The organism is Noviherbaspirillum sp. (genome assembly GCF_036563305.1).
In the GTDB taxonomy this organism is placed as follows: Bacteria; Pseudomonadota; Gammaproteobacteria; order Burkholderiales; family Burkholderiaceae_D; genus Noviherbaspirillum.
Window position 1 is genome coordinate 39,119 of sequence record NZ_DATCMQ010000002.1, and the last position, 12,950, is coordinate 52,068.

At 65.4% G+C, this 12,950-nt stretch carries 13 protein-coding genes; 12 read left to right on the forward strand and 1 reads right to left on the reverse strand.

The window, feature by feature from the left end; genetic code table 11:
- Window positions 1–27 precede the first annotated feature (27 nt).
- The 6 genes from thrC (at window position 28) to clpB (ending at window position 6,560) form a co-directional block, all read left to right on the forward strand.
- The gene (gene thrC, locus VIM12_RS00340) at window positions 28–1,488 is read left to right on the forward strand and encodes a threonine synthase (RefSeq protein ID WP_331939608.1); all 1,461 of its coding nucleotides are present in this window, start codon (window positions 28–30) and stop codon (window positions 1,486–1,488) included.
- Window positions 1,489–1,515: 27 nt separating this feature from the next.
- Complete coding sequence (gene glp / locus VIM12_RS00345) at window positions 1,516–2,745, forward strand: gephyrin-like molybdotransferase Glp (protein ID WP_331939609.1); 1,230 nt, start codon at window positions 1,516–1,518, stop codon at window positions 2,743–2,745.
- Window positions 2,742–3,005, forward strand: coding sequence for a molybdopterin converting factor subunit 1 (moaD, locus tag VIM12_RS00350; protein ID WP_331939610.1), 264 nt, complete (start codon window positions 2,742–2,744; stop codon window positions 3,003–3,005). Before glp ends, moaD begins: the two co-directional genes overlap by 4 nt.
- 1 nt (window position 3,006) lies before the next feature.
- Window positions 3,007–3,507, forward strand: coding sequence for a molybdenum cofactor biosynthesis protein MoaE (locus VIM12_RS00355; RefSeq protein WP_331939611.1), 501 nt, complete (start codon window positions 3,007–3,009; stop codon window positions 3,505–3,507).
- The gene (crcB, locus tag VIM12_RS00360) at window positions 3,504–3,878 is read left to right on the forward strand and encodes a fluoride efflux transporter CrcB (protein ID WP_331939612.1); all 375 of its coding nucleotides are present in this window, start codon (window positions 3,504–3,506) and stop codon (window positions 3,876–3,878) included. Before VIM12_RS00355 ends, crcB begins: the two co-directional genes overlap by 4 nt.
- A gap of 96 nt (window positions 3,879–3,974) precedes the next feature.
- Window positions 3,975–6,560 (forward strand): ATP-dependent chaperone ClpB, encoded by a 2,586-nt coding sequence (clpB, locus tag VIM12_RS00365; RefSeq protein ID WP_331939613.1) that lies wholly within the window; start codon window positions 3,975–3,977, stop codon window positions 6,558–6,560.
- A 58-nt stretch (window positions 6,561–6,618) separates the two neighbouring features.
- On the opposite strand, the gene VIM12_RS00370 is transcribed toward clpB, so the two are convergent.
- On the reverse strand, window positions 6,619–7,401 hold the full coding sequence (locus tag VIM12_RS00370; protein WP_331939614.1) for a helix-turn-helix transcriptional regulator: 783 nt from the start codon (window positions 7,399–7,401) through the stop codon (window positions 6,619–6,621).
- On the opposite strand from VIM12_RS00370, the gene VIM12_RS00375 reads away from it, so the two are divergent.
- The 6 genes from VIM12_RS00375 (at window position 7,384) to greB (ending at window position 12,915) form a co-directional block, all read left to right on the forward strand.
- Entirely contained in the window at window positions 7,384–8,526 is a 1,143-nt protein-coding gene (locus tag VIM12_RS00375) for an MFS transporter (protein ID WP_331939615.1), read from the forward strand. The genes VIM12_RS00370 and VIM12_RS00375 overlap by 18 nt on opposite strands.
- Before the next feature lie 102 nt (window positions 8,527–8,628).
- The gene (gene rraA / locus VIM12_RS00380; protein ID WP_331939616.1) at window positions 8,629–9,123 is read left to right on the forward strand and encodes a ribonuclease E activity regulator RraA; all 495 of its coding nucleotides are present in this window, start codon (window positions 8,629–8,631) and stop codon (window positions 9,121–9,123) included.
- A gap of 338 nt (window positions 9,124–9,461) precedes the next feature.
- Window positions 9,462–10,778, forward strand: coding sequence for an isocitrate lyase (gene aceA / locus VIM12_RS00385; protein ID WP_331939617.1), 1,317 nt, complete (start codon window positions 9,462–9,464; stop codon window positions 10,776–10,778).
- A 133-nt stretch (window positions 10,779–10,911) separates the two neighbouring features.
- On the forward strand, window positions 10,912–11,352 hold the full coding sequence (gene cadR / locus VIM12_RS00390; RefSeq protein WP_331939618.1) for a Cd(II)/Pb(II)-responsive transcriptional regulator: 441 nt from the start codon (window positions 10,912–10,914) through the stop codon (window positions 11,350–11,352).
- Window positions 11,353–11,394: 42 nt separating this feature from the next.
- Window positions 11,395–12,339 (forward strand): 23S rRNA (adenine(2030)-N(6))-methyltransferase RlmJ, encoded by a 945-nt coding sequence (locus tag VIM12_RS00395; protein ID WP_331939619.1) that lies wholly within the window; start codon window positions 11,395–11,397, stop codon window positions 12,337–12,339.
- A gap of 24 nt (window positions 12,340–12,363) precedes the next feature.
- Window positions 12,364–12,915: a transcription elongation factor GreB gene (gene greB / locus VIM12_RS00400; RefSeq protein WP_331939620.1), complete on the forward strand. Its 552-nt coding sequence runs from the start codon at window positions 12,364–12,366 to the stop codon at window positions 12,913–12,915.
- Window positions 12,916–12,950: the final 35 nt, after the last annotated feature.

Sequence of the window (12,950 nt, forward strand, 5' to 3'; positions counted from 1 at the left end):
CGGTTCCTTATCTAACTGTCAACGTCAATGCAATACGTATCCACCCGCGGCCAGGCGCCGGCGCAGTCGTTTTCCCAGATCCTGCTTGGCGGACTCGCCCCGGATGGCGGCCTCTACCTCCCCATCGAATACCCGCGCGTCAGCGGCGAAGAGCTCGATGCCTGGCGCAAGCTGTCCTATGCCGATCTCGCATTCGAGGTGCTGAAGAAGTTCGCCACGGACATCCCGGCGGCCGACCTGAAGGCGATCGCGCACAAGACCTACACCGCCGACGTCTACCGCAACGCCCGCGCCGGGGAGGACCCGGCGCAGATCACACCGTTGCGCGTGCTGGAGGAGGGTAGCGGCGGCAAGCTCGTGCTGCAGGCACTGTCGAACGGTCCCACCCTCGCGTTCAAGGACATGGCAATGCAGCTGCTCGGCAACCTGTTCGAGTACGCGCTGGCGAAGCAGGACGCCGAGCTGAACATTTTCGGCGCGACCTCGGGCGACACCGGCAGCGCCGCCGAATATGCGATGCGCGGCAAGAAGGGTATCCGCGTCTTCATGCTGTCGCCCTATCGCAAGATGAGCGCATTCCAGACGGCCCAGATGTTCAGCCTGCAGGACCCCAACATCGTCAACATTGCCGTGGAGGGCGTATTCGACGATTGCCAGGACATGGTGAAGGCGGTGTCCAACGACCTCGCCTACAAGGCGCGGCACAAGATCGGGACGGTCAACTCCATCAACTGGGCGCGGGTCGTCGCGCAGGTGGTCTACTACTTCCGCGGCTATCTCGCCGCCACCGCGCACAACGCGCAAAAAGTGTCGTTCACGGTCCCTTCGGGCAACTTCGGCAACATCTGCGCCGGTCACATCGCCCGCATGATGGGCCTGCCGATCGACCAGCTTGTGGTGGCCACCAACGAGAACGACGTGCTCGACGAGTTCTTCCGCACCGGTGTCTACCGGGTACGCAAGTCGGCCGAGACCTATCACACCACCAGCCCGAGCATGGACATCAGCAAGGCGTCCAATTTCGAGCGATTCGTCTTCGACCTGCTCGGGCGCGACGCGACCCGCCTCGCGGCACTGTTCCGCAAGGTCGACAGCCATGGGGGCTTCGACCTGTCGGGCAAGGCCGGAAGCGATGGCGACGAGTTCAGCCAGGCGGCGCGCTATGGCTTTGTGTCCGGCAAGTCGGTGCATGCCGATCGCATCGCGACCATCCGCGACGTCCATGCGCGCTACGGCATCACGATCGACACCCATACCGCCGACGGCGTCAAGGTTGCGCGCGAGCACATGAAACCCGGGGTGCCGATGCTGGTGCTCGAGACGGCGCTGCCCGCCAAGTTCAACGAGACCATCCGTGAAGCGCTCGGCCGGGACGCCGAGCGGCCGGCAGGTTTCGAACATATCGAAGCGCTGCCGCAGCGCTACGAACTGATGGGCACGGACATCGACAAGATGAAGGCATTCATCGCCCGCCACACGGGACTTTGATCGGTCCCAGGGCGGCAAGGAGGCAGGATGGAGAAGAAGCCGATGCTGACCGCCGCGCAGGCACGCGAGCTGCTCATGGCCGCCGCGCGCCCGATCGGCGAGCAGGAGACGATCCCGACCGAGCAGGCGCTCGGCCGCGTGCTGGCGGCAGCGCAGTCGTCGCTGATCGATGTGCCGCCGCTCGACAATACCCAGATGGACGGCTACGCGGTGCGCAGCGCCGACTGCACGGGCGGGAACGCGCGCCTGGCGGTGAACCAGCGCATTCCCGCCGGCCACGTCGGCCAGCCCCTGCAGCCAGGTAGTGCGGCGCGCATCTTCACCGGTGCAATGATCCCGGCCGGGGCGGATGCCGTCGTCATGCAGGAGCAGTGCGAAGCGCACCCGGAAAGCGGCGATGTCACGATACGCCACGTGCCCCAGCCCGGCGAATGGATACGGCGCCGCGGCGAGGATATCGCCGCCGGCAGCACCATCCTTCAGGCCGGCACCCGTTTGCGCGCACAGGAACTCGGCCTCGCCGCATCCGTCGGTCTCGCCAGCCTGCCGGTCGTGCGGCGGCCGCGGGTGGCGGTGTTCTTCACCGGCGACGAGCTGGCGATGCCGGGCGAGACGCTGGCGCCCGGCGCCATTTACAACTCCAACCGTTTCATCCTGCGCGGCCTGCTGCAGGGCCTCGGCTGCGAAGTGCTCGATCTCGGCATCGTGCCGGACACCCTGGATGCGACGCGCGAGGCACTGCGGGACGCCGCCCGCAACAGCGACCTGATCCTGACCTCCGGCGGCGTCTCGGTCGGCGAGGAGGACCATGTCCGCCCGGCAGTGGAGGCCGAGGGCAGGATCAGCATGTGGCAGATCGCGATCAAGCCGGGCAAGCCGCTGGCGTTCGGCGAGGTCAACCGACCGGAAGGCGCGCCGTCCTTTTTCCTCGGACTGCCGGGCAACCCGGTGTCGAGCTTCGTGACGTTCCTGCTGTTCGTGCGGCCTTTCCTGCTGCGGTTGCAACGCGTTGCCGACGTTGCGCCCGCCGGCTTCCTGCTGCGCGCCGATTTCGACTGGCCGAAACCCGACCGCCGCAATGAATTCCTGCGAGTCCGCGTCAATGCCGCCGGCGGCCTCGACCTGTTCCCGAACCAGGGCTCGGCGGTCCTCACCTCGACCGTCTGGGGGAGCGGCCTCGTCGACAACCCGCCGAGCCAGGTGATTTCACGCGGCGACCTGGTGCGGTTCATCCCCTTCAGCGAGCTGAACCAATGACCAGGACCATTCGCCTGCGATTCTTTGCCAGCGTGCGCGAGGCAGTCGGCATCGCGCAGGAGGAACTGGCGCTGCCGGACGAGGTGCGCACGGTCGGCCAGGTGCGGTCCCTTCTGGTTGCGCGCGGCGGCGTTTGGGCCGATGCGCTGGCCGAGGGCAGGGCACTGCGCATGGCCTACAACCAGCAGATGACCGGCGCCGACACGCCGGTCGGCGAGGGCGGGGAAGTCGCGTTCTTTCCGCCGGTGACGGGAGGCTGACATGCCGGTTCGCGTGCAGGCGGAGGACTTCGACCTGGGACGGGAAGTGACGGCGCTGCGCGCCGGGCGTCCGGCGGTCGGCGCGGTCGCGGCCTTCGTCGGCACCGTGCGGGACATGAACGACGGCGCCAGCGTCCGCACCATGGAACTCGAACACTATCCCGGCATGACCGAGCAGGCGCTGGAGGAGATCGCGGCCGAGGCGCGGCGGCGCTGGCCGATCATCGATGCGCTGGTGATCCACCGGGTCGGCCCGCTGCAGCCGATGGACCAGATCGTGCTGGTGGCAACCGTTGCCGGCCATCGCGGCGATGCCTTCGCCGCCTGCGAATTCATCATGGACTACCTGAAGACGAAGGCCCCGTTCTGGAAGAAGGAGCACGGGCCGGATGGCGCCCGCTGGGTGGACGCCAGGGTCACGGACGACCAGGCGCTGGCAAGATGGGGCATCGTTTCCGGCAATGCCGGCCCGGTCCCCGGCGAGCCGGGGACGGCCGAATGAACTGGCTCGCCGTCGGCCTGGGCGCGGCGATCGGCGCATGGCTGCGGTGGGGGCTCGGACTGTGGCTGAATGCCGGTCATCCGGCACTGCCGTTCGGCACGCTGGCTGCAAACCTCGGCGGCGGTTTCCTGGCCGGTTTCGCTTTTGCCTTCTTTTCGGCCTCGTCGGCGCTCCCGCCGGAATGGCGCCTCTTCGTCATCACCGGGCTGCTTGGCGGCCTCACCACCTTCTCCACCTTTTCCACGGAAGCAATGACGCTCCTGGAGCGCGGTGATTTTCCCTGGGCGCTTGCCCACGCCGCGTTCCACCTGGCCGGCTCGATCGCGCTGTGCATCGCCGGCGCCGCTGCCTGCCGCCACCTGTTCCACTGACGGCGGCGGTCGCCGCCCCCGAAGATCGATTCAGGGCTTGCTTGAAATGCCGCTGCCCGGCCTTATTTCGGTAGCAGTTGAATTCCGGAGAACATCATGCGTCTCGATAAACTGACAACAAAATTGCAGGAGGCCCTGTCCGATGCGCAGAGCCTCGCCGTCGGCAATGACAACCAGTACATAGAGCCGGCGCACGTCCTGACGGCCCTCCTCAACCAGGATGACGGCGGCGCCCGTTCGCTGCTGCAGCGGGCCGGCGTCAACGTCGGCGGCCTCTCCAATACGCTGAAACAGGCACTCGAACGCCTGCCCAAGGTGTCGGGGACCGGCGGTGAAGTGCAGGTCGGCCGCGAAACCGTGGCGCTTCTCAATCTGGCAGACAAGGAAGCGCAGAAGCATGGCGACCAGTTCATCGCCAGCGAGATGCTGCTGCTCGCGCTTGCCGACGACAAGTCCGATGCCGGACGCTCCGCGCGCGACCACGGCCTCACGCGCAAGGCGCTGGAGAGCGCGATCGAAGCGGTGCGCGGCGGCGGCAACGTGAATTCCCAGGATGCGGAAGGCCAGCGCGAAGCGCTGAAGAAGTTCACGCTCGACCTCACCGAACGGGCGCGGTCCGGCAAACTGGATCCGGTGATCGGCCGCGACGACGAGATCCGGCGTGCCATCCAGGTGCTGCAGCGGCGTTCCAAGAACAACCCCGTGCTGATCGGGGAGCCCGGCGTTGGCAAGACCGCGATCGTGGAAGGACTGGCGCAGCGCATCGTCAATGGCGAGGTACCCGACAGCCTCAAGTCCAAGCGCGTGCTGTCGCTCGACATGGCCGCGTTGCTGGCGGGCGCCAAGTATCGCGGCGAATTCGAGGAGCGGCTGAAAGCGGTGCTCAAGGAAATCGCCCAGGATGAGGGGCAGACCATCGTATTCATCGACGAGCTGCATACGATGGTGGGCGCCGGCAAGGCCGAGGGCGCGATTGACGCCGGCAACATGCTCAAGCCCGCGCTGGCGCGCGGCGAGTTGCATTGCATCGGCGCCACCACGCTGGATGAATACCGCAAGTACGTGGAGAAGGACGCAGCCCTGGAGCGCCGTTTCCAGAAGATCCTGGTCGTCGAGCCGAGCGTGGAGGCGACCATTGCCATCCTGCGCGGCCTGCAGGAAAAATACGAGGTGCACCACGGCGTCGAGATCACCGACCCGGCGATCGTTGCGGCTGCCGAGCTGTCCCATCGCTACATCACCGACCGCTTCCTGCCCGACAAGGCGATCGATCTGATCGACGAGGCGGCCTCCAAGATCAAGATCGAGATCGACTCCAAGCCGGAGGTGATGGACCGTCTCGACCGTCGCCTGATCCAGCTGAAGATCGAACGGGAGGCGGTCAAGAAGGAGACCGACGAGGCTTCGCAGAAGCGGCTCGGCCTGATCGAGGAGGAAATCGGCAAGCTGGAGCGTGAGTACGCCGACCTGGAAGAGGTCTGGAAGGCCGAGAAAGCCGGCGTGCAGGGCACCCAGCAGATCAAGGAAGAGATCGAGAAGGTGCGGCTGCAGATGGAAGAGGCCAAGCGCCGCGGAGACTGGCAGAAGATGTCCGAGCTCCAGTACGGCAGGTTGCCGCAGCTGGAGGCCCAGCTTACGCAGGCCGACAGCGGCGACGACAAGCCGGTGCAGAACAAGCTGCTGCGCACCCAGGTCGGCGCCGAGGAGATTGCCGAGGTGGTTTCCCGCGCGACCGGCATTCCGGTCTCGAAGATGATGCAGGGCGAGCGCGACAAGCTGTTGCGGATGGAGGACGAGCTGCACAAGCGGGTGGTGGGCCAGCACGAGGCGATCGTCGCCGTGTCGGATGCGATCCGGCGGTCCCGCGCCGGTCTCGCCGATCCCAACCGGCCTTACGGCTCGTTCATGTTCCTCGGCCCGACCGGTGTTGGCAAGACCGAGCTGTGCAAGGCGCTGGCTGCCTTCCTGTTCGATACCGAGGAGGCGCTGATCCGCATCGACATGAGCGAATTCATGGAGAAGCATTCCGTTTCGCGGCTGATCGGCGCGCCTCCCGGTTATGTCGGCTACGAGGAAGGCGGCTACCTGACCGAAGCAGTGCGGCGCAAGCCCTACAGCGTGATCCTGCTCGACGAGATCGAGAAGGCGCACCACGACGTGTTCAACGTGCTGCTGCAGGTGCTCGACGACGGCCGCATGACCGACGGTCAGGGCCGTACGGTGGACTTCAAGAACACGGTCATCGTGATGACCTCCAATCTCGGCTCCCATAAGATCCAGTCGATGGAGGACAGCGACCCGGCGCTGGTCAAACTGGCGGTCCTGGCCGAAGTGAAGGCGCATTTCCGGCCGGAGTTCGTCAACCGGATCGACGAGCTGGTGGTGTTTCATGCGCTCGACGAGAAGAACATCGGTTCCATCGCGCGTATCCAGCTGCAGGTGCTGGAGCAGCGCCTGGCCAAGATGGACATGCGCCTGCACGTGTCGGACAGCGCGCTGCAGAAAATCGCCGAGGCGGGCTTCGACCCTGTGTACGGCGCCCGGCCTCTGAAGCGCGCCATCCAGCAGGAGATCGAGAATCCGCTGTCGAAGATGATTCTCGAAGGCCGGTTTGGCCCGAAGGATGCAGTCTCGGTCAGCGCCGGCGGAGCCGGCCTGGTGTTCGACAAGGAAGCCGCCTGACGCGGTACATCCCGCAGGCGAGGGGCAGCCGGCACACGCCGCGCTGCCCCTTTTTTTATCAAGTGGGCGCCGCGAAGAATGCGGAGGGCGATTTACCGAAGGTCTTGCGGAACATGGCCGAAAAGGCGGACTGGCTGGCGTAGCCGAGTTCGGCGGCGACCAGGGACAAGGGCATGCCGCGCGCGATCAGCGGCGCGGCGTGCGCCAGCCGCACCTGCTGGCGCCACTGGCCGAAGCGCATGCCCAGTTCGCGTTCGAACAGGCGCGCCAGCGTGCGCTCGGAGGCGCCAACCCGGCCTGCCCACTGGGCGAGGGTGAGCGCGAGCGCCGGATCGGCGATCAGCGCCTCGCACAGGGATTTGAGACGCTTGTCCTGCGGCAGCGCGACCCGGATCGGCCGCGTCGTCAGGCGCGGCAGCTCGTCCAGGATCAGGCGCGCCAGCAGCATTTCACGGCCCTGTTCGCCATCGGCCTGCACCAGCGCCACCACCAGTTCGCGCAGCAGCGGCGACACTTCCAGCACTTCGCAGCGCCCGCCGGCGAAGGGCGACGATCGGGCATCGATGTAAAGCGCGCGCAGCCTTGCCGGCTCAAGCGTTGCCACTTCATGCACCGCCTGCGGCGGAATCCAGATCGCCCTCTGGGGCGGCACGATCCAGGTCGAACTGCCGACGGTTACCCGTACCACGCCGTCGATCGCATAGGTCACCTGGCCCCAGGCATGGGAGTGCGCGGCGAGCAGCGCGGCCTTGTCCAGGTCGCGCGCCACGATGCGCACCGGCTGCGCCGCGGATGGCGCGCGGCCTGGCAGGTGGGGGCGGGTATGCGTGACCGGTTGCATGGGAAGGAGGAGTCGGCTTTCGGCCTCTCGTACGCCGAACTCGGCTTCCTGATGACGGTGTTCTTCGTGGTATCCGGCATTGGCCAGGCGATGGCCGGCTTCCTGGTCGACCGCGTGGGACCGCAGCGGGTGCTTTCCGGCGGAATCGGTTTGCTCGGCGTGTCCGCGTTGCTGCTGTCGCAGGCGCAGAGCTATCCGGTACTGCTAGCCGGCTCGCTGCTGGCCGGCCTGGGCAACAGCGTGTTCCACCCGGCCGATTTCACGCTGCTCAACCGCCGCGTCTCGGCGCCGCGCCTGGGGCATGCATTCTCGATACACGGCATATCGGGCAACCTGGGCTGGGCCGCGGCGCCGGTCTTCCTGGCGGGGATCGCGCAGGTGGCAGGATGGCGTTTCGCGCTGCTGGCGGCCGCCTGCATCCCGTTCGCCGTCCTCGCCTTGCTGTTCGCCTGCCGCGGTCATCTTGAAGGGCCTCCGGCCGTCCCGGTCGGCCCGCGACCGGTGCAGCGCGAGGGCGATGGCGGTCATGTACTGGCATTCATGCGCCTGCCCGCGGTATGGATGTGTTTCGCCTTCTTCCTCATCACTGCTCTGGCGCTGGGCGGCATACAAAGCTTCTCCGCGTCGGCGCTGCGCGAACTCTACGGCGTTTCGCTGCCTGCGGCCACAGCCGGGTATACCGCCTATATGCTGGCGTCCGCCGCCGGCATGGTATGGGGCGGCTTCCTTGCGTCGAAGACCGATCGTCACGACCGTACCATTGCCATCGCCTTCGCCGCTGCCGGCGCCTTTGCGCTGCTGATCGCCAGCGGCATCGTCCCGGCCTGGATGTCCCTGGTACTGATGGGCGCGGTCGGATTCGGTGCCGGCGTTGCAGGGCCCTCGCGTGACCTGCTGATCCGCGCCGCCGCCCCCAAGAATGCCACCGGCCGCGTCTACGGCGTCGTCTATTCCGGACTCGACATCGGCCTGTCCCTGGCACCGCTGATGTTTGGCGCGCTCATGGATGCCTCCCATCCCGCGGCCGTATTCGTCGGCATCGGGCTGTTCCAGTGCCTCGCCATCCTGAGCGCCGTCAGCGTCGGTACCCGTAGCGCCCGTACGCCGCCGGCGGCGCCGGCCTGAGCGGCGTCAAGGAACGGTGCAGGGCCGGCCGGGAGCCGGCCTTCTTCTTTTCGGCTCGCTTACAATCCTGCTTTCCCGATCCACAACCCCACGGAGACCCTGATGAGCTTTGCCACCTGCGATATCTGCGACGCCAACGAAGACAAGATTGCTGCCGGTACGCTGGCTGTACTGCCACCGTTGTTCCAGATCTTCGGCAAGCAGTTGTCCTTCGCCGGTCCGGCAAAGACCCTCAAGGTATTCGAGGACAATGTCCTGGTGCGGAAAACGCTGGAGACGCCGGGCAATGGCCAGGTGCTGGTGGTCGACGGCGGCGGCAGCCTGCGCTGCGCGCTGGTCGGCGGCAACCTCGGCGTGCTGGCGGAAAAGAACGGCTGGGCCGGCATCATCGTCAATGGCTGCATACGCGACTCGCTCGAAATCAATGCATGCAACATCGGCGTGCGCGCGCTTGCCACCCACCCGCAACGCAGCGTGCGCAAGGGCGCCGGCGAAAGCGACCTGCGCGTGCAGATCGCGGGCGTGGCGATCCGTCCCGGCGACTGGATCTATGCCGACGCCGACGGTGTGCTGGTTGCCGCAGACAGGCTTGCCTGATTCTCGTTCCGCGGCCGGCGTCCGCCGGCCGCGCGCCATGCCGGTCCGTTTCTTCGCCACCCGGTTTCGCCGCACCTTGCTCCGCATTCCGCCTTATCTGCGCAAAATTTCATAACCCGCGATCGCCGTTTCATAATGCGGTAGATGTGCACGGCAGAGCAGCATCTTGTCATTTCATTTTGAGGAAAATCGTTCCGCATCGCGAAAACTCCGTAATAAGTCATTGATTTCGCTCAGCAAAAAAATGGTTATATGTCTTATATAAGACCTTGTTGCCTCGCAAAATTCGGCCTAATATTGACCCATCTGTTTTTCTTTTCATCGCTTCACTTAGGAGAATGAGCATGGCATCCCGCGAAGAGCAAATTAAGGCACTGGAAAAAGAATGGGCGGAAGATCCGCGCTGGAAGGGCGTCAAGCGCGGCTATACCGCCGAGGACGTCATCCGTCTGCGCGGTTCGAAGCAGATCGAGTACACGCTCGCGAGGGAAGGTGCTGAAAAGCTGTGGGCAAAGATCAACGGCGGCGCAAAGAAGGGCTATGTGAACGCCTTCGGCGCGATCACCGCGGGCCAGGCGATGCAGCAGGCCAAGGCTGGCCTCGAAGCGGTGTACCTGTCCGGCTGGCAGGTCGCCGCCGACGGCAATACCTCCGAAACCATGTATCCCGACCAGTCGCTGTACGCCTATGACTCGGTGCCGACGATGGTTCGCCGCATCAACAATACCTTCAAGCGCGCCGACGAGATCCAGTGGTCGCGCGGCATCAACCCGGGCGATGAAAATTTCATCGACTACTTCCTGCCGATCGTCGCGGATGCCGAAGCCGGTTTTGGCGGCGTGCTGAACGCCTTCGAACTGATGAAGAACATGATCGCCGCCGGCGCGGCAGGCGTGCACTTCGAAGACCAGCTGGCTGCGGTGAAGAAGTGCGGCCACATGGGCGGCAAGGTGCTGGTGCCGACCCAGGAAGCGATCGAGAAGCTGGTGGCGGCGCGTTTCGCCGCCGACGTCATGGGCGTGCCGACCATCGTGCTGGCCCGTACCGATGCCGAGGCAGCAAACCTCATCACCTCCGACCACGACGCCAACGACAAGCCTTTCCTGACCGGCGAGCGCACCAACGAGGGTTTCTATCGCGTCAAGAACGGCCTGGAGCAGGCAATCAGCCGTGGCGTCGCCTACGCACCGTATGCCGACCTGGTATGGTGCGAGACCGGCACGCCCGACCTCGGCTTTGCGCGTGAATTCGCCCAGGCCGTGCACGAGAAATGCCCGGGCAAGCTGTTGTCCTACAACTGCTCGCCGTCCTTCAACTGGAAGAAGAACCTGGACGACAAGACCATCGCCGAGTTCCAGCAGAAGCTGTCGGAGCTGGGCTACAAGTACCAGTTCATCACGCTGGCAGGCATCCACATCAACTGGTTCAACACCTTCCAGTTTGCCCATGCCTATGCTCGCGGCGAAGGCATGAAGCACTACGTGAACATGGTGCAGGAGCCGGAGTTCGCAGCGCGCGAGAAGGGTTACACCTTCGTGTCGCACCAGCAGGAAGTCGGCGCAGGTTACTTCGACGAAGTCACCACCGTGATCCAGGGCGGCACGTCCTCGGTCAAGGCACTGACCGGTTCGACCGAAGAAGAACAGTTCCACTGATCCGCGTGCCCGGTGTGCGCCGAGCCGCACGCACCATCATGCTGGCCGCCTTCGGGCGGCCTTTTTTTTGCGCATGCCTTGCCGTTCCCGCACCCTGTAGCTACTATAGGGTAGGTCAATCCAGGAGAACATCATGCGCATAGGCGAACTGGCAAGACGCAGCGGCTGCGAAGTCGAGACCATCCGCTATTACGAGCGGGAAGGCATGCTGCCGCGCCCCGCGCGCAGCGAGGGCAACTACCGGCAGTATGGAGAGAAGGATGCGGAGCGACTGCTGTTCATCCGGCATTGCCGGTCGCTCGGCATGTCGCTCGAGGATATCCGCACGTTGCAGCGCTTCCAGGCCGAGCCGGAGCTTGCCTGCGACGACATCGATGCCTTGCTGGACAGGCAACTGCAGCAGACTCGCGCGCAGATCGCGTCGCTGCAGCGCCTTCAGGAGCAGCTGGAGGTGTTGCGCAAAACCTGCGGCGCCCATCTCAGTGCAAGGCAATGCGGCATCCTGCAAAACCTCCAGAGCGCCGCAACCAGCAACGACTGCGTCTGCCACGGCGAGGCGCAGGGGCAGCCTTGATACAATGCAGTCCCTTTTCCATTCCCGCCATCCAAGGTTCCCATGCTGAGCTATCGCCACGCCTTTCACGCGGGCAATCACGCCGACGTGCTGAAACACGTCGTACTCATCCAGTTGCTGCGCTATCTCGGGCAGAAGGACACGCCCTACATGTACATCGACACCCATGCGGGTGCCGGCGTCTATGCGCTGGACACCGGCTACGCGGCCAAGAGCACCGAGTACGAAACCGGCATCGCCCGCCTGTGGGACCGCAAGGACGCGCCGCCGCCGGTGGCCGAGTATCTGCAGCTGGTGCGCGACATGAACCCGAGCGGCAAGATGCGCTACTACCCCGGTTCGCCCTATTGCGCCGACCGCGTGGCACGGGAGCAGGACCGCATCCGCCTGTTCGAAATGCACCCGAGCGACAGCAAGATCCTGGAAGAGAATTTCCGCAAGCAGGAAGCCCATCTTGCTGCCCAGGGGCAGCGGTCGTCGTCGCGCGGCAAGCGCGTGATGATCAACAAGGGGGATGGCTTTACCGGCCTCCGGAGCCTGCTGCCGCCGCCGTCGCGGCGTGGGTTGGTGCTGGTCGACCCGCCCTACGAGGTGAAGGACGACTACCGCAAGGTCAAGCTGATGCTGGAGGATGCGCTGGTCCGTTTTGCCACCGGCACCTATGCGGTCTGGTATCCGGTACTGCAGCGGATGGAATCGCGCCAGTTCGCGGACAAGCTCAAGCGGCTCCAGGCCAACGGCTGGCTCAACGTCACGCTCTCGATCCGGGCGCCGACACCGGACGGCTTCGGCCTGCACAGCAGCGGCATGTTCGTCATCAATCCGCCTTACACGCTGGAGCCGATGCTGCGCGAACTGATGCCGTGGCTGGTGAAGGCGCTCGGCATGGACAGCGGCGCCGGCTTCACCCTGGAGACGGGAAGTACGGTCACCGGCCCGGGTCGCCGGGCGGAAGAGAACGTTTCGCGCCGTGACCGTGCGCTGTGAAATGTTCCCGAGGAGGGCGCCAGCATGAGCAAGGCATTTGTGAAGGAAAGCGACGACGACGACGACCTCGATCCGGGTGTGCCGTCGATACCGCCCGGCAGCAAGAACTACATGACCCCCGCCGGCCACAGCCGCATGAAGGAAGAGTTGCTGCGGCTGATCGACGTCGAGCGGCCAGAGGTGGTGAAAGTCGTTTCCTGGGCCGCGTCGAACGGTGATCGGTCCGAGAACGGCGACTACATCTATGGCAAGCGACGCCTGCGCGAGATCGACCGTCGCATCCGCTTCCTCACCAAGCGACTCGACCTTGCCGAAGTCGTCGATCCAAGCGTGCACCACGGCAGCGACCAGGTCTTTTTCGGGGCGACGGTGACGTATGAGAACCAGGCCGGCGACGAGCACACGGTGACCATCGTCGGCATCGACGAGCTGGATCCCCTCAACGGCCTGATCAGCTGGATTTCGCCGGTCGCGCGGGCGCTGACCAAGGCGCGCGAGGGTGACACGGTCACGTTGCGGACCCCGGCCGGGCTGGATGAACTGACGATCCTCGACGTCCGCTACCCCGCGCGCTGAAACCGCAGCCCCGCGCTTGCGTGACAGCCACCGCG